General features: G+C 67.1%; 18 protein-coding genes. 6 read left to right on the top strand and 12 right to left on the bottom strand.

Going from position 1 to position 15,236, the window contains the following annotated elements:
- Positions 1-14: 14 nt before the first annotated feature.
- The gene (locus P0Y52_09215; protein ID WEK56728.1) at positions 15-575 is read left to right on the top strand and encodes a hypothetical protein; all 561 of its coding nucleotides are present in this window, start codon (positions 15-17) and stop codon (positions 573-575) included.
- Here the strand turns inward: P0Y52_09215 and tgt are convergent.
- The 3 genes from tgt to queA form a co-directional block, all read right to left on the bottom strand.
- The gene (gene tgt, locus P0Y52_09210; protein WEK59470.1) at positions 572-1,687 is read right to left on the bottom strand and encodes a tRNA guanosine(34) transglycosylase Tgt; all 1,116 of its coding nucleotides are present in this window, start codon (positions 1,685-1,687) and stop codon (positions 572-574) included. The two genes, P0Y52_09215 and tgt, sit on opposite strands and share 4 nt — an antisense overlap.
- A gap of 267 nt (positions 1,688-1,954) precedes the next feature.
- The gene (locus P0Y52_09205) at positions 1,955-2,425 is read right to left on the bottom strand and encodes a hypothetical protein (protein ID WEK56727.1); all 471 of its coding nucleotides are present in this window, start codon (positions 2,423-2,425) and stop codon (positions 1,955-1,957) included.
- Complete coding sequence (gene queA / locus P0Y52_09200; GenBank protein ID WEK56726.1) at positions 2,422-3,513, bottom strand: tRNA preQ1(34) S-adenosylmethionine ribosyltransferase-isomerase QueA; 1,092 nt, start codon at positions 3,511-3,513, stop codon at positions 2,422-2,424. The genes P0Y52_09205 and queA overlap by 4 nt, the downstream gene beginning before the upstream one ends.
- A 106-nt stretch (positions 3,514-3,619) precedes the next feature.
- Between queA and P0Y52_09195 the strand changes: the two genes are divergently transcribed.
- From P0Y52_09195 to P0Y52_09185, 3 genes are all read left to right on the top strand, one after another.
- Complete coding sequence (locus P0Y52_09195) at positions 3,620-4,078, top strand: MaoC family dehydratase (protein WEK56725.1); 459 nt, start codon at positions 3,620-3,622, stop codon at positions 4,076-4,078.
- Positions 4,079-4,127: 49 nt separating this feature from the next.
- Positions 4,128-5,801 (top strand): lysine--tRNA ligase, encoded by a 1,674-nt coding sequence (locus P0Y52_09190; GenBank protein WEK56724.1) that lies wholly within the window; start codon positions 4,128-4,130, stop codon positions 5,799-5,801.
- A gap of 305 nt (positions 5,802-6,106) precedes the next feature.
- Positions 6,107-6,586, top strand: coding sequence for an SH3 domain-containing protein (locus tag P0Y52_09185; protein WEK56723.1), 480 nt, complete (start codon positions 6,107-6,109; stop codon positions 6,584-6,586).
- Between the two features lie 72 nt (positions 6,587-6,658).
- Here P0Y52_09185 and P0Y52_09180 read toward each other — a convergent pair whose 3' ends face one another.
- The 6 genes from P0Y52_09180 to P0Y52_09155 all read right to left on the bottom strand — a co-directional run bounded on the left by P0Y52_09180 (position 6,659) and on the right by P0Y52_09155 (position 10,991).
- Complete coding sequence (locus P0Y52_09180) at positions 6,659-7,294, bottom strand: helix-turn-helix transcriptional regulator (GenBank protein ID WEK56722.1); 636 nt, start codon at positions 7,292-7,294, stop codon at positions 6,659-6,661.
- 59 nt (positions 7,295-7,353) lie between these two features.
- Positions 7,354-7,656, bottom strand: a complete 303-nt coding sequence (locus P0Y52_09175) for a hypothetical protein (protein WEK56721.1) — start codon at positions 7,654-7,656, stop codon at positions 7,354-7,356.
- Between the two features lie 223 nt (positions 7,657-7,879).
- Positions 7,880-8,227 carry a hypothetical protein gene (locus tag P0Y52_09170; GenBank protein ID WEK56720.1) on the bottom strand — a complete coding sequence of 116 codons (348 nt, stop codon included), beginning with the start codon at positions 8,225-8,227 and terminating at the stop codon, positions 7,880-7,882.
- A 113-nt stretch (positions 8,228-8,340) separates the two neighbouring features.
- Positions 8,341-8,748: a PaaI family thioesterase gene (locus tag P0Y52_09165; protein ID WEK56719.1), complete on the bottom strand. Its 408-nt coding sequence runs from the start codon at positions 8,746-8,748 to the stop codon at positions 8,341-8,343.
- Positions 8,745-9,227, bottom strand: a complete 483-nt coding sequence (locus P0Y52_09160; GenBank protein WEK56718.1) for a PaaI family thioesterase — start codon at positions 9,225-9,227, stop codon at positions 8,745-8,747. The genes P0Y52_09165 and P0Y52_09160 overlap by 4 nt, the downstream gene beginning before the upstream one ends.
- 147 nt (positions 9,228-9,374) lie before the next feature.
- Positions 9,375-10,991 (bottom strand): response regulator, encoded by a 1,617-nt coding sequence (locus tag P0Y52_09155; GenBank protein ID WEK56717.1) that lies wholly within the window; start codon positions 10,989-10,991, stop codon positions 9,375-9,377.
- A gap of 207 nt (positions 10,992-11,198) precedes the next feature.
- Between P0Y52_09155 and queC the strand changes: the two genes are divergently transcribed.
- Positions 11,199-11,918 (top strand): 7-cyano-7-deazaguanine synthase QueC, encoded by a 720-nt coding sequence (queC, locus tag P0Y52_09150; GenBank protein WEK56716.1) that lies wholly within the window; start codon positions 11,199-11,201, stop codon positions 11,916-11,918.
- On the top strand, positions 11,915-12,550 hold the full coding sequence (gene queE / locus P0Y52_09145) for a 7-carboxy-7-deazaguanine synthase (protein WEK56715.1): 636 nt from the start codon (positions 11,915-11,917) through the stop codon (positions 12,548-12,550). Before queC ends, queE begins: the two co-directional genes overlap by 4 nt.
- A 628-nt stretch (positions 12,551-13,178) precedes the next feature.
- Here the strand turns inward: queE and P0Y52_09140 are convergent.
- From P0Y52_09140 to P0Y52_09130, 3 genes are all read right to left on the bottom strand, one after another.
- A complete protein-coding gene (locus P0Y52_09140; protein WEK56714.1) occupies positions 13,179-13,799 on the bottom strand; it encodes a DJ-1/PfpI family protein in 621 nt (206 codons plus the stop codon).
- A 5-nt stretch (positions 13,800-13,804) separates the two neighbouring features.
- Complete coding sequence (locus P0Y52_09135; GenBank protein ID WEK56713.1) at positions 13,805-14,077, bottom strand: hypothetical protein; 273 nt, start codon at positions 14,075-14,077, stop codon at positions 13,805-13,807.
- A 225-nt stretch (positions 14,078-14,302) separates the two neighbouring features.
- Entirely contained in the window at positions 14,303-14,998 is a 696-nt protein-coding gene (locus P0Y52_09130) for a pirin family protein (GenBank protein ID WEK56712.1), read from the bottom strand.
- Positions 14,999-15,236: the final 238 nt, after the last annotated feature.

The raw sequence follows: 15,236 nt of genomic DNA, 5'->3' as shown, positions 1-15,236 counted from the left end.
TGATCTAAGGCGGCATGCGTTTTATTTTCCTCGCCGTATCCGCTGCTTCCCTTTCGCTGGCCCTGGCCGGATGCAATGCGGGGGCGTCAGCGCGGGGCGGGGCCGAGCAGGTCGGGGCGGGTTTTGGCGACGCCGTCACGGCGCCGCTGGATGATCTGAACCTGCGGCGGCAGGAGATACCGACCATTCTCTTGCAGGCGGAAGCCAGCCCCTATGATCTGCGCAATCTGAACCACTGCCGCACCATCGCCGCGGAGATCGCGCGCCTGGACGAAGCCCTGGGCCCGGATGCGGACGCGCCGCCGTCGCAGGACGGGTCGTATCTGAGCGAGCGGGCGGCGGATGCGGCGGCCTCGGCCACGCTGGACGCGGTGCGCGGGGCGGTGACGGACTTCATCCCGGCGCGCAGCTGGGTGCGACGCCTGACCGGCGCGGACGCCCACAGCAAGCATGTGCAGTCGGCCATCCAGGCCGGGCTGCGCCGTCGCGCCTTCCTCAAAGGCGTGGGGATGCAGCGCAACTGCGCCCCGCCGGCGGCGCCAGCGGGGTTCGTGCCGCGCAGAGGCCGCAACTAGGCCTTGACGTGACGGGCGCGGAAGTCGCGGCGGAACTGCTCGAAACGACCTTCGCTGATGGCCTCGCGCATGGCCGCCGTCAGGGCCTGATAGAAGGCGATGTTGTGCCAGCTGAGCAGCACCTTGCCGAGAATCTCGTCGGCGCGGATCAGGTGGTGCAGATAAGCCTTTGAATAGTCGTTGGACGCGGGGCAGGGCACGCCCATGTCCAGCGGGTCTTGATCCTCGGCGAAGCGGGCGTTCTTCAGGTTGATCGGTCCGTCCCAGGTCCAGGCCTGACCGTGGCGACCGGCGCGGGTCGGCAGGACGCAGTCGAACATGTCGACGCCGCGATAGACTGCCTCGACCAGATCAATGGGCTTGCCCACGCCCATCAGATAGCGCGGGCGGTCCTTGGGCAGGAACTCCGGCGCATAGTCCAGCACCTCGCACATGGCCTCATGGCCCTCGCCTACGGCCAGACCGCCTAGCGCATAGCCGTCGAAGCCGATCTCTTGCAGGCGCTCCGAGGATTCGCGGCGCAGGTTCTCATAGGTCGAGCCCTGCTGGATGCCGAACAGGGCTTGGGTGTCGCGGGTTCCAAAGGCGTTCTTGGAGCGCTGCGCCCAGCGGGCCGACAGCTCCATGCCCTGACGGGCGCGCTTTTCCTCGGCGGGCCAGGCGACGCATTCGTCCAGTTGCATGACGATGTCGGAGCCCAGGCGGTCGGCCTGAATCTGGATCGAGCGTTCCGGCGTCAGGACGTGTTTGGAGCCGTCGATATGGCTGGAGAAGGTCACGGCCTCCTCCGTCAGCTTGGAAATGCCCGACAGGCTCATGACCTGAAAGCCGCCGGAGTCCGTCAGGATCGGCTTGTCCCAGCGCATGAAGTTGTGCAGCCCGCCGAGGCGCTCCATCCGCTCCGGGCCGGGGCGCAGCATCAGGTGATAGGTGTTGCCCAGCAGGATGTCCGCGCCGGTCTGCTTGACCTGATCCACCGTCAGCGCCTTGACCGTGGCGGCCGTGCCGACGGGCATGAAGGCTGGGGTGCGGATGTCGCCGCGCGTGGTCTTCAGCACCCCGGTGCGGGCGCGGCCTTCGGTGGCGTTGATCTGGAAGGGAAAGGGCAACAGTGAACTCCGCTCATCCCGGCGCGCCGGAATTTGTGAGTGCTCAACCACGGAACGGCGCGCCTGTCATCAAGCTTGGATGCGATCCTCCCTTGCGAAGCGGGGGAGGGGGACCATGCGCAGCATGGTGGAGGGGGCGAGCACGGGCGCTGAAGCTGGATAAACTGGGCTTTGGTATGTGCCGTTGGGCCAGGGATGTGCTTGCAGTCGCCCCCTCTACCGCTTCGCGGTCCCCCTCCCCCGTAAACGGGGGAGGATTAAGAGGGGCGATCAGCTCCGCAGGCTTTCCAGCATTTCGGCGCGTTGCAGGTCCTTGGGACGGCCGAACAGGCGGCAGGTCTCGATCTGCTCGCTGATCGACGGGGTGAAGACGGTGAAGTCCTCCAGCACGATCGGCACGCGGGTAGAGAAGGTGACGGGAACCCAGTCGCCGCCGGCCCGCACATCCATGTCCGCCATGACGTCCAGCGGCACCGGCGTGGTCAGGATCTGGCCGAAGACCTGCGACCGGAACAGGCCTTCGCCGGGATCTGGCGTGACCTGTCCGTGCAGGGCCTCGATCAGGCGACGCGCATCGCGCGGGCTGCACAGGACGTCGATGTCGGGCGCGCGCCAGTCGCGCAGGCCCCACAGCACCATGGCCGCGCCGCCGAAGATCCACCACGGGTCCTGCATCTCGGTCGCCGCCGAGGCGAGGATGTCGAGCGAGGCGGCGAAATCGTCGGGCAGATCGTCGATCATGCGTCGTTCCTGAACAGCAGGCTCCCGTCGCCATAGGAATAGAAGCGATAGCCGTTGTCGATGGCGTGGGCGTAGGCGGCGCGCATGGTCTCCAGCCCGGCGAAGGCGCTGACCAGCATGAAGAGGGTCGACTTGGGCAGGTGGAAGTTGGTCATCAGCACGTCGCAGGCGCGGAAGCGGTAGCCGGGCGTGATGAAGATGGCGGTGTCGCCGTGGAAGGGCTGGACCACGCCGTCCTCGGTGGTGGCGCTTTCCAGCAGACGAAGCGAGGTGGTGCCGACGCAGACGATGCGGCCGCCGGCGGCGCGCACGGCGTTCAGGGCTGCGGCGGTCTCGGGCGAGACCTCGCCCCACTCGCTGTGCATCTTGTGGTCGGCGGTGTCGTCGGCCTTGACCGGCAGGAAGGTGCCGGCGCCGACGTGCAGGGTCACGGCGTGGGTGCTGACGCCGCGCGCGCGGATGGCCTCCAGCAGGGCGGGGGTGAAGTGCAACCCCGCCGTCGGCGCGGCGACCGAGCCGTCATAGGTGGCGAAGACCGTCTGATAGTCCTTAAGGTCGCGGTCGTCCTCAGGCCGCTTGGCCGCGATATAGGGGGGCAGGGGCATGACCCCGACGTCGCGAATGGCGTCGTCCAGCGCCGGCCCGGCCAGGTCGAAGCGCAGGGTGATCAGGCCGTCTTCGTCCTTGGCCTCGACGGTGGCGTCGAGGCGGCCCAGTTCGCAGGCGGCGTCAGATTCTCGTCCGAACCTCACTCGGTCGCCGGCCTTCAGCCGCTTGCCCGGCTTCATGAAGGCGGACCAGACGTCGGGCGCGTCGCGGTGGTGCAGGGTGGCCTCGACCTCGACGGTCAGGGTCTCGCCCTCCGGTCCGACCCTTTGGCGCACGCCGGACAGGCGCGCCGGGATCACCCGCGTGTCGTTGAACACCAGGGCGTCGCCGGGTTGCAGGAAGTCCGGCAGGTCACGGATGATCCGGTCCTGAAGCGCGCCGTCCTTGACCACCAGCAGACGCGCGGAATCGCGCGGCTCGGCGGGGCGCAGCGCGATGCAGTCATCGGGCAGGTCGAAGTCGAAATCTGAGGTCAGCATGAGGAGGGGCAAAGGCCATGCCCGCGCCGCCGGGTCAAGGCGGCGAGCGGTTGGCCGCACCGTGCGAAGCGACTATCTGAGGCTCAGTTTGCATGAGGACGATGACATGGCCGATCGCTATCTGGACGACCTGACGGTCGGCGAAAGCTGGGAGGGCGCGCCCTTCACCATCACCGAGGCCGAGGTGATCGCCTTCGCCGAGCAGTTCGACCCTCAGCCCATGCACATCGACCCCGCCGCCGCCGCCGAGGGCCGGTTCGGCGGTCTGATCGCCAGTGGCTGGCACGTCGCCTCGCGGGTCATGCGCGAATATGTCGAGGCCGCTCACTTCGGCGCCACGCCCATGCTGGGCCTCAGCATCGACGACCTGCGCTGGCTGCGCCCGGTGCGGCCCGGCGACATTCTGACGGTTCGCCGCGAAATCCTGGCCGTCACCCCGTCGCAGAGCCGCCCCGACCGGGGCACGGTCAAGACCAAGACCTGGGTCCGCAATCAGGACGGCGACCTGGTCATGACCTTCGAGAACCTGATGCAACTCCCCAAGGACGCCTCGGCGCGGCTCTGATCTGCCCGCTGCGGTTGACCGCGCGCGTTCCAGGCTGCAAAGCCCGTTGATGCTTCAGAACCTTGAAACCCTGTCCCGTGAGGCCCGTTCGTGGCCGTTTGAGCAAGCGCGCAACCTGCTGGCCCACGTGCTCAAGAAACGGCTGTCGGACGCGGAGCGCGATGCGGCGAAGCTGCTGATCGACGCGGGCAAGGCGGACGAGGCCCTTGCGACCTTCGAGGCGCTGAACCGGCCGGTGATCCTGGAGACGGGTTACGGCCCGTCGGGCCTGCCGCACATGGGCACGTTCGGCGAGGTCGCGCGCACGACCATGGTGCGCAATGCATTCCGCGCCCTGACCGGCGACCACTGGCGCACGCGCCTGATCGCCTTCTCGGACGACATGGACGGCCTGCGCAAGGTGCCGGAGGGCGTGCCGAACCCGGAGATGCTGCGCGAAGACCTGCATCTGCCGCTGACCAAGGTACGCGATCCGTTCGGCACGCACGACAGCTTCGGCGCGCACAACAACGCCCGTCTGCGCGCCTTCCTCGACGGCTTCGGCTTCGAGTACGAGTTCATGTCCTCGACCGAGACCTATCGCTCGGGCCGGTTCGACGCGACCCTGCTGACCCTCTTGGAACGCTTCGACAAGGTCATGGGCATCATGCTGCCGACCTTGGGCGAGGAGCGCCGCGCCACCTATTCGCCCTTCCTGCCGATCAGCCCGATCACCGGCCATGTGCTGCAGGTGCCGACGCTGGAGCGCAACGTCGAGCGTGGGACCATCGTGTTTGACGACCCCGCCGGCGGGCGCACCGAGGTCCCCGTCACCGGCGGCCATGTGAAGCTGCAGTGGAAGCCCGACTGGGCCATGCGCTGGACCGCGCTGGACGTCGACTACGAGATGTCGGGCAAGGACCTGATCGAGAGCGTGCGCGAGAGCGGCAAGATCTGTCGCGCCCTGGGCGGCACGCCGCCGGAAGGCTTCAACTACGAGCTCTTCCTCGACGTCGAGGGCAAGAAGATCTCCAAGTCCAAGGGCAACGGCCTGACGATGGACGAGTGGCTGCGTTACGGCACGCCCGAGAGCCTGAGCTGGTATATGTTCCAGTCGCCGAAGTCGGCCAAGAGCCTGCATTTCAACGTCATTCCGCGCGCGACGGACGATTATCTGTCCTTCATCGAGCAGTACAAGACGCAGGAACCGGCCAAGCAGATCGACAACGCCGTCTGGCACATTCATTCGGGTCAGCCGCCCGAGAGCGCCTCGCCGGTGTCCTTCGCCCTGCTGCTGAACCTGGTGGGCGTGGCCAACGCCTCCAGCAAGGACCAGCTGTGGGCCTATTTCGCCAAATACCTGCCGGACGCCACGCCCGAGAATGAGCCGGTTCTGGACCGTCTGATGGGCTATGCGCTGAACTACTACGAGGACTTCGTGAAGCCCTCGAAGACCTATCGCCTGCCCGACGACAAGGAGAAGACGGCGCTGCTGGACCTGGCGGACCGTCTGAAGGCTCTTCCGGCCGACACGACCGACGGCGAGATCATTCAGGGCGAGGTCTATGCCGTGGGCAAGGCGCATGAGTTCGAGCCGCTGCGGGCCTGGTTCCAGGCGCTCTATGAGGTGCTGCTGGGCGCCTCGCAAGGGCCGCGCTTCGGGTCGTTCGCGGCCATCTATGGTTTGCCGCAGACCATCGCCCTGATTGAGACTGGGGCGAACGGCGAACTGGCCGGGAACTGAATGAACCGAGCCGTCGCGGGAAACCGCGGCGGCTTTTTCTTTGAGGCCGGCCACATGGCCTCACGTAGCCCGAAGGGCGGTAGGCCCTGGCATCATGGCCTCAAGTAGCCCGAAGGGCGGTAGGCCCTGGCATCATGGCCTCAAGTAGCCCGAAGGGCGGTAGGCCCGGCCACATGGCCTCACGTAGCCCGAAGGGCGGTAGGCCCCCTAAGAAACATGAACCGAATATAACAGCGAGGCTCCGGGAGCCTTCACCTTGGGCCAGGCATTCTCCTCCTCAAGACAGTCGATGACAGGAGAGAGACATGTCCAAGTTCTTCAAGGCGGGTTTGGCCGCCACCGCAATGTTCGCCGCTCTGGGTTCGGCCGCCGTGCCGATGACCGCCAGCGCCATGCCGCAAGCCAACGGCATCACCAACTGCGACGCCCCGGGCGGTCGTCAACAGGCGGGCGCCGCCATCGGCGCCGTGCTGGGCGGTCTGGCTGGCAGCCAGGTGTCCAAGAATGAGCGCGCCCTCGGCGCCGTGGTCGGCGCGGGCGCCGGCGCCGCCGCCGGTTCCTACATCGGCTGCAACCAGCAGCGCGCCCGCTCGGCTAACCAGGCGGCCGCCAACTCCTATCGCGCGACCTCGAACCTGCGTATCCGCACGGGTCCGGGCGCCAGCTATCGCCAGACCGGCAGCCTGCGCGCCGGCCAGCCCTTCACCGCAGTGGGCTCTCAGGGCGAGTGGGTTCAGATCGCGGGCGGCGGCTGGGTGAACGCCCATTATGTCGCGCCGAACTAAGCATCTGACCGTCTGACTGAAGAGAGCCGTCCTCGATCGGGGGCGGCTCTTTTCGTATAGGGACGGGCCGCCTTACTGACTGACCCAGAGGATGCGGGCCATCCAGAGAATGTCGCGGCGGGGCAGGGCGCGCGGCGGATAGGCGGGGTTGATCGAAGCCAGCGTCACCTCGCGCGCGCTCATCGCAGCCACTTCCTTGGCCAGGGTTTCGCCGCCGGTGGTGCGCACCACGACCCGGTCGCCCTTGCGCACATCGGTCGCCTCGCGATCGACGATGACCTTGTCGCCTTCGCGATAGAGGGGCGTCATGGAATCGCCGGCGATCTGAAGGCTCAGCAGGCTGTCCTTCATGCGCGGCAGGGCGGTCTGGTCCCAGCCCTCGGCCAGGGGTAGTCCCGCATCGTCGAAGAAGCCGTCGGCGCCGGCTTGGGCCAGGCCGAGCAGGGGAATGGCGTAATCCTCGGGCGGCGCGTCGTCGGCCAGGGCGGCGAAGGCGCCCAGCGAGGTTCCTGTAGCCTCCAGCACCCGGGTCAGACTTTCGGTGGAGGGCCAGCGCGGGCGGGGCGGTTGGCCGGGCCCGAAGCGTTTCGACGGATTGAAACTGGTCGCGTCCAGGCCCGCCCGGCGTGCCAGACCCGACGGCGAGGCGCCTTCACGACGCGCCAGGGCGTCAAGGGCCTTCCAGAGCTTGGCGTGGGACAGCGGCACAGCGGAATCCGGGCGAGAGGCGTGCCGTCAGACTATCGCAAGACGATAGGAATATCCACCTAGTCGGCTTCTGCCCCGATCGCGCGACGTTCCTGCCAGGCCCAGAAGGTGCCGATGGCGATCGCCAGCATGATGCCGTAGCCGGTCATGTTGACCACGGTGTAGAAGGCCGAGATCGGCGTACGCAGATCCAGCATGACCATGATGTGGCTGGTGACGGCCAGCAGTTGCAGGGCGCAGGCCCAGACGGGCCAGGATCGCGGCGCCTTCCAGACCATGGCGCCAAAGATGATCAGCATCACCACGTCGATGGCGAAGACCCCCCACTGAACGCCAAAATAGCCGCCAGCGGTCTGGGCCATGAGGGAGGCGAACCAACCAAACAGAAAGGCGCCCGCGCCAATCTTTTCAGGTTCTCCGCCCTTCATAAAGGCAAACAGACCAACGGCCACGACGAAAGCGGCGCCGACATAGGCAGCAATGGTTTCTAGCAACGAAAGCCCCCATCGTCGTCACGACAATGGGGGCCAACATAGCGCAAACTATTCAGGAACCGCAGAGCCGATCCCGAAGATTACGCGAATTTCACGCGACGCGCAGGTGATCGCCCTTGTGGGTCATTGGGCGGTTGTCCCACTCGTCGGGCTTGTTCAGCGGGCCGACGGCATAGGTGCCGTAGCCGAGGCGACGGTGGTCCTTTTGCAGTTCGGCGTGGCAGGCCACGACGGCTTCGCGGGCGGTGCTGAGGGCCATGATGGCCTCGATGGCCTTGGCCTGCGAACCCGCGCCGGAGACCGGCGAGATCGACAGGGCGGCGCGGGCGCCGATCATCGATTGAACCAGGGTGGTGGCGTGGGTGATGGCGTCATCCACCGCTTTTTCGGTGGCGTAGAGCTCGCCGGCGACGCTGGCGATCACTTCAGTGCGGTCCATGACTTTACCCCTCAATAAAGAAAACACCGTCATTTCTTAACGCGTATTAAGGGTGTTTGGTAGCCTTTTATTTACCAAGGGTTACATTCATTCCAAAGTTGTGTGCGGCAACTTCAGGTTGCGTCATCGTCGCCGTCCAGCAGGAAGTGAGCGGTCAGGGCGGCGATGGGCTGGTCGCGGCCCTGCTGCCAGGCCTCGGCCAGGACATGGGCGACGCGCCGCCCGGCCTTGTTGATTCGCGCCTGGGCGAAGACGTCGCCGGGCCGGCCCGAGCGCAGATAGGCCACGGTGACGTTGATCGGGCGCGGCAGGCGCAGGCGTGGATAGCTCAGCGACACCTGGGCCACCGCGGTCATTTCCAGCAGGGCTGCGGTTGATCCGCCGTGCAGGGCGGGCAGCATGGGATTGCCGATCAGGTGATCCGCGAAGGGCATGACGACGGTCAGGTCGTCGCCGTTCAACTGGGTCCGCAAGCCGAGGAAGCGGGCGTAGGGGAGGCTGTCGAGCAGGGGAGCGGTCATGCGGCGTCTCCGGCGCTGGTTCTGGCGCGCAGGTTGGCGCCGGCGCGATGGTCGCCCTCGGCGCTGATGACATAGGCCGACTGTGCGGCGGCGACGGGATCGGCGGGGTCGTCCTCAAACGCCCAGGCGCGGACAAAGCCGATGCTGCGCGTCAGCCGATAGCAGCGCGCCTCGGCGATCAGGTCCCGGCCAGGAATGGCGGCGCGCATATAGTCGACGCGCAGATCAAGAGTGGCGATGGGCTGATAGGTCTTCAGCCCGACCCAGACCGCCAGGCCGCCGACATGGTCCAGCAAGGTCGTGACCAGGCCGCCCGCCAGGACCCCCGTCTCGGGATCGCCGACCAGGTCGTCCCGATAGGGAACCCGCAGCCGCACCCGGTCGCCCTCCAGCCCCTCGTATTGAAAGCCCAGGGCGTGGGTGTGGGCCGCGCCCGAGGCGAGTTGAGGCAGCAGGGTGGTCAGGAACTGATCCGTCATCGAGACGTCCTTTGTCTAAGGGTCGTCTGCGGTCGCTCAGATCACCGCAGCGCTCGCCTTTGGTGGCGCGCGTCGGGAGGCCTGTCCATAGACCAAAGGCCGCCTCGGCGAGCCGGGCGGCGTGAAGGATCGAAGGCTGGCGTCAGGTCAGGCGGCGGGACGCTTGCGGGCGGCGGGGGCGGTCGCGGCCGCTGCGGCAGGGGCGGCGAGGGCCGCGTTCATCGCCATGCGCAGGCGTTCCGGCTTGATCGGTTTCTCGACCACGGCGGCCATGCCGACGGCCAGATAGTGTTTGGCGTCGTCGGGATCGGCGTTGGCGGTCAGGGCCACGATAGGGATGTTGCGGCTGTCGCCGGGCAGGGCGCGAATAGCCTGCGTCGCCTGAACCCCGTCCAGGCGCGGCATCTTGATGTCCATCAGGATCAGGTCGAACGGGCGGGCCTGAACGGCCTCCAGGGCCTCCTGGCCGTCCTCGACGGTTTCCGAGGTGCAGCCGAACATTTCGCACAGGGCCTGGGCCACGACGCGGTTGGTGGCGTTGTCGTCGGCGATCAGGATATGGGGGCGGGCCTGCAGGTCCAGTTCATCCAGGGTGGAGACGTTCGACGGCTCCTCCTGCTGGATGATGGCGCGGGGCGCCGACAGGTCGAAGGCGAAGGTGGCGCCGCGACCGGCGTTGTTCTCGGCCCAGATGCGACCGTCCATCTGCTGGACGATATGGCGGCAGATCGACAGGCCGATCCCGCCGCCGTCCGGTCCGGCGGCATGCTCGAACAGGGTGTCCAGGCGGGCGGGTTCGATGCCGGGTCCGTCGTCGCGGACGCGAGCTTCCAGGCGGACCTGGTCGCCGATGACGACGGCTTTCAGGCTGGCTTCCACCATGCCGTTGCGGGCGAATTTCAGTGCATGACCGATCAGGGTGTTGAACACCTGGGTCAGGCGCGGACCGTCCAGGACGCCAGCCAGTTCGGTGTCGCCCTCATAGCCGACCATCAGGGCGACGCCGTCCTGGGTCGCCCGTGGGGTCCACAGGGTCTGGATCTCATCCATCACGGCCCGCAGAGGGGTAGGGGCGGGCGACAGCGTCAGTTCGCCGGCCTCGGCGCGGGCCAGGTCGAGCGCGTCCTGCAAGGTGTCCAGCAGGGCTTCGGAGGAGTCCATGATCGTCTGGACGTGCGCCAGGGCGGCGTCGTTCAGGGGTTGGCGCAGCAGCATCTCGGCCACCGCCCGGACGCCGTTCATCGGGGTGCGCAATTCGTGGCTCATCAGACCCAGGAACTGGCTCTTGGAGCGCGCGGCGGCGGCGGCCTGAAGCGTGGCGTCGGTGGCGGCGCGCACCTGTTCAGTCAGGTCGCGGTTCTGTTGGCGCTCGATGGCGTTGACGGCGCGCAGCAAGCCCACCGCCGTACCGACGCCGCGATAGGCGCCGTCACGGGTGACGATGAAGCCGCGCAGCAGGGCGCCGGGGCCGCTTTTCAGAATGATGTTGGAAAAGGCGTCGATGCGGACGCCGGCTTCGACCACGGCGGGCTCGTCGTCCATGATGTGCGTGACTTCACGCGCGCCGTACAGGCTCTGGCCCAACGGTCCCGCCAGCTTCATCAGAAAGTCGCTGCGTTCGATCAAGCCAAGGGGGCGATCCCCGTCGACGACCGGGATGACCAGGGTGTCCGGTTCACGCGCGAAGCGAGCGAAGACCTCGCCCGCCATCGTGACGGGGGTCACAGGCTCCACGCGCTCGGTCAGCACTTCGATCGTCGGCATACGGCCGGCACTCCAATATGGAGTTTTACATTCGCTGCGAACGCTTTGCGAAAGGGTTAAGAGCGAACGGAATTTGCTCAATCTGACGAAAAGGGACGGGCGCTCGGGTTTTGCGGCGCGGCGTCGTCTGGCGTATAGGGGGCTCTGATCCGATCTTCCCCTGTTCCTTTTGGATGCGCGCGGCCACTGGCCGACCGCAGGTTCGTCATGAGCGTTACGTCGCAAGTCTCTGAAACCTCTGCCCTTGTCCTGTTTTCGGGAGGGCAGGACAGCGCCACCTGCCTGGCCTGGGCGCTGGAGCGGTATGACCGGGTCGAGACCATCGGCTTTGACTATGGTCAGCGTCATGCGGTCGAGATGTCGGCGCGCCAGACGGTGCGCGAGCAGATGGTGAACGTCCTGCCGCAATGGGCCGACCGGCTGGGGCCGGATCATGTCGTCGATCTGACCGGTTTCGGGGCTATCGGCGAGACGGCCATGACCACGGATCGGACCATCGAGGCCGATGCGCGCGGCCTGCCCAACACCTTTGTGCCGGGGCGCAACCTGATCTTTCTGGTGGCGGCGGCGGCGCTGGCGGACCGGCGGGGGCTTCAGGTCCTGGTCGGCGGCATGTGCGAGACCGACTTCTCGGGCTATCCCGACTGCCGCAACGACACGATTCAGGCCATGAGCCAGGCCCTGACCCTTGGGCTGGCCAAGCCGTCGCCGATCGAGACGCCGCTGATGTTCCTGACCAAGGCCGAGACCTGGGCCCTGGCCGAGCGGATCGGCGGCGCGGCGCTGGTCGAGATGATCGTGGAGGCCAGCCACACCTGCTACCTGGGCGACCGGACGCATCGCCACGACTGGGGCTATGGCTGCGGAACCTGCCCGGCCTGCGAGCTGCGCGCGGCGGGCTACAACGAATGGGCGGCGCGCGCGTGACTTACTCCGCCAAAGAAGTCTTCCTGACGGTGCAGGGCGAGGGCGGTCAGGCCGGGCGCCCCGCCGTCTTCCTGCGCTTCGCCGGCTGCAACCTGTGGAGCGGGCTGGAGCGGGACCGCGCCACCGCTGTCTGCAGCTTCTGCGACACGGACTTTGTCGGCGTGAACGGCGACGGCGGCGGCAAGTTCAAGACCGCCGACCTGATGGCCGACCATGTCGCCGGCATGTGGCGCGGCCGCCAGGGCGATCCCAAGCTGGTGGTCTGCACCGGCGGCGAGCCGCTGATGCAACTGGACGCAGCTCTTATCGAGGCCCTGCATGCGCGCGGGTTCGAGGTCGCCATCGAGTCCAACGGCACCCTGGTCGCGCCCGAGGGCGTCGACTGGATCTGCATCAGCCCCAAGGCCAACGCCCCCGTGGTCCAGACCTCGGGTCAGGAGCTGAAGCTGGTCTATCCGCAAGCCCTGGCGATGCCGGATCGGTTCGAGGGCCTCGACTTCGAACGCTTCTGGCTGCAACCCATGGACGGCCCCGACCAGGCCGCCAACACCGCCGCCGCCATCGAATACTGCCTGACCCACCCGCAATGGCGGCTGAGCGTCCAGACGCACAAGTATATCGGGGTGCGGTAGGGCTGGGGGCGGACCTGCGGAATGTCGCCCAAGGGTGGGAAGCGGACGTCGCCGGTTGCTGAGAATGAGGCTATCGCGGTAAGTTTCGTGCGCCGTTGGAGGGGGATATGATGTTCTGGACCTTAGTCCAGCGTACCTGCTGGGCAGTAACCGCCTTTGGCCTCACTATGTTCGCGCTGCTCATGCTTAACTTGGTGCAGCCGGCCTTGTGGACCGCAATAGCTGTCATCCTCGCTTTTCCAGCTTTCATCACTGCGGGGATTCTGAGGACAAACGGATTCTTGCGAGCACGTGGATTAAAGGAAGCGGAGATCCCAACGGCGAGGAGGGCTCTCAGCCGTTCCGTCGCGATTTGGTTCCTCGTAGGGCTTGGACTTGCGGTCTTAACCGGGCTCTTTGGCTACTTCGTGCCCCAGTAAGTCATGTCCGCTATGGATCGAAAGAGGACTTCATGCCTCCCGTCACCCCGGACGGCCCGCAGGGGCGATCCGGGGGCCAGGCGTTCAACGCACTGGCATGGGCGGAGAAGCCGCAACGGCCTGGGTTCCGGGTTCGCTTCGCGCCCCGGAATGACGGCTGAGGGGTGGTCTCGATTCTTGGGCGTCGGCGCCGATAGCCTTCAGGCGGCCTAAGCTGCCGACTGTGTTCGAGGCGCGATGAAGGGCCGCACCGCCGCCATCGCCCGCGCCACGTATTCGGCCTTTTCGCCGACGGGGGCGACGTAGTGGATGGCGTCTTCGGCGTCCTGAACCGTCGCCAGACGAGCGATCATCCAGGCGGCGAGGTATTGCGAGGCGAGGCAGCCGCCCGCGGTCGCGACATTGCCATGCGCGACGAAGGGGGCGTCCACGACGTTGACGCCGGCCTCGATGACCCAGGGCTTGGTGGTCAGGTCGGTGCAGGCGGGCAGGGCGCCGATCAGGCCCAGTTTCGCCAGCAGCAGGGTTCCCGAGCATTGGGCGCCGATCAGTTGGCGTGTCGGATCCAGTTTCAGCTGTGACAGGAAGGCGGGATCGGCGGCGTAGTCGCGCGTCCTGATCCCGCTGCCGATCAGGACGGCGTCGGCCTCGGCCAGAAACTCGAGCGGCTTCTGGCGCTGGATCGTCACCCCGGCCATCGATGTGACCTCGGGCGTGGGGCAGGTGATGTGGGCGGCCCAGCCCTGGCTCTTCATGCGGTTCAGGATGCCCGCCGCGATGAAGCTGTCCAGCTCGTTGAAGCCGTCGAGGGTCAGGATGGCGATCTGCATGGGGGTCAGCAGGCCTTGCCCTGGCGGTGGCGTTGTTCGCAGCGGCGCTGCTCGCGTTCATAGTCGCGCTGCTCGCGCTCGCGCTTGGCCCTGGTTTCCTCGTCCGAGGTGGTGACGGCGTCAAAGCCCGCGCCGACCACGGCCCCGGTCGCCTTGACCGTGCCGCCGACGACGGCGGCGCCCGTTCCGACCACGGCCCCGACGACGCAGGCTTGCAGCATCAGCGAACCGCCGATGACGGCCAGAAGGGCGGTCGCCCGCGCGAAGGGTTTGGTCATGAGAATCTCCCGAGGCGCCGATCTTGCGCCTGGGAAGTGAACAGAGGCTGACGCGAGGGCGACAGTGAGGCGATCCTCCCCTGTGCAGCGCAGCGAAACGGGGGAGGGGGACCATGCGCAGCATGGTGGAGGGGGCGGAAATGGGCAGGGCGGGGGCGTTTGATTCCGCCCCCTCCACCGCTTCGCGGTCCCCCTCCCCCGCTGCGCAGGGGAGGATTTAGAAGGTTACAAACTGTCGACCATGACCAGTTCGGCGTCTTCGCTGGCCGTGATGGTGATCACGGCCTCGTCGACGATGCCGGCGCCGTCGCGGGCGTTCAGCGTCACGCCATTGACGTCCACCCGGCCCACGGCGGGGACCAGATAGGCGCGGCGACCGGCGGCCAGGTCATAGGTCAGGCTTTCGCCCGCCTTCAGCGTCGCCGCCAGGATCCTGGCGTCGGCGTTGATCGTCAGGGCCTCGTCCGCCGGATCGCCCGAGGCGACGACGGTGAAGCGGCCGGAGCGGTCGTTCTTGGGGAACTCCCGCTGGCCCCAGGACGGCTGGGCGCCCGGCTTGTCCGTCTCGATCCAGATCTGGAACAGGGTGGTCGTCTCGTTCTCGAGGTTGAACTCGGAGTGACGCACGCCTGTGCCCGCGCTCATCACCTGGACGTCGCCCGCGCCGGTGCGGCCCTTGTTGCCCATCGAGTCCTCGTGGGTGATGGCGCCGGTGCGGACATAGGTGATGATCTCCATGTCGGCGTGGGGGTGGGGCGGGAAGCCCGACCGGGCGCCGATCTCGTCGTCGTTCCAGACGCGCAGGCGGCCCCAGCCCATGCGCTTGGGATCATAGTAGTTGGCGAACGAGAAGTGGTGTTTGGCGTTCAGCCAGCCGTGGTTGGCGCCGCCGAGGGTGTTGAAAGGTCTGACGTCGATCATGGTGCGGTCTCCCTGTGGCGCAGCCTATGCCGCGCTGTTCGAGACCTATATAGGTAACAATGACTGTTGCGAAAAGGGGGCGTCTTTCCCCCCTTGTTCGCGGAGCGAATGGGGAGGTGGATCGGCCGCGTCAGCGGGCGAGACGGAGGGAGCGGCGCAAAGGGGCAGCTCGAAACTGCCGATGGCGGAGTCGCCCCCTCCACCACTTCGTGGTCCCCCTCCCCATGAAATGGGGAGG

The sequence above is a fragment of the Candidatus Brevundimonas phytovorans genome (assembly GCA_029203145.1).
GTDB classification, from domain to species: Bacteria; Pseudomonadota; Alphaproteobacteria; order Caulobacterales; family Caulobacteraceae; genus Brevundimonas; species Brevundimonas phytovorans.
Note: the sequence above shows the minus strand (reverse complement) of the source record. Positions and strands in the feature narration are given on the sequence as shown.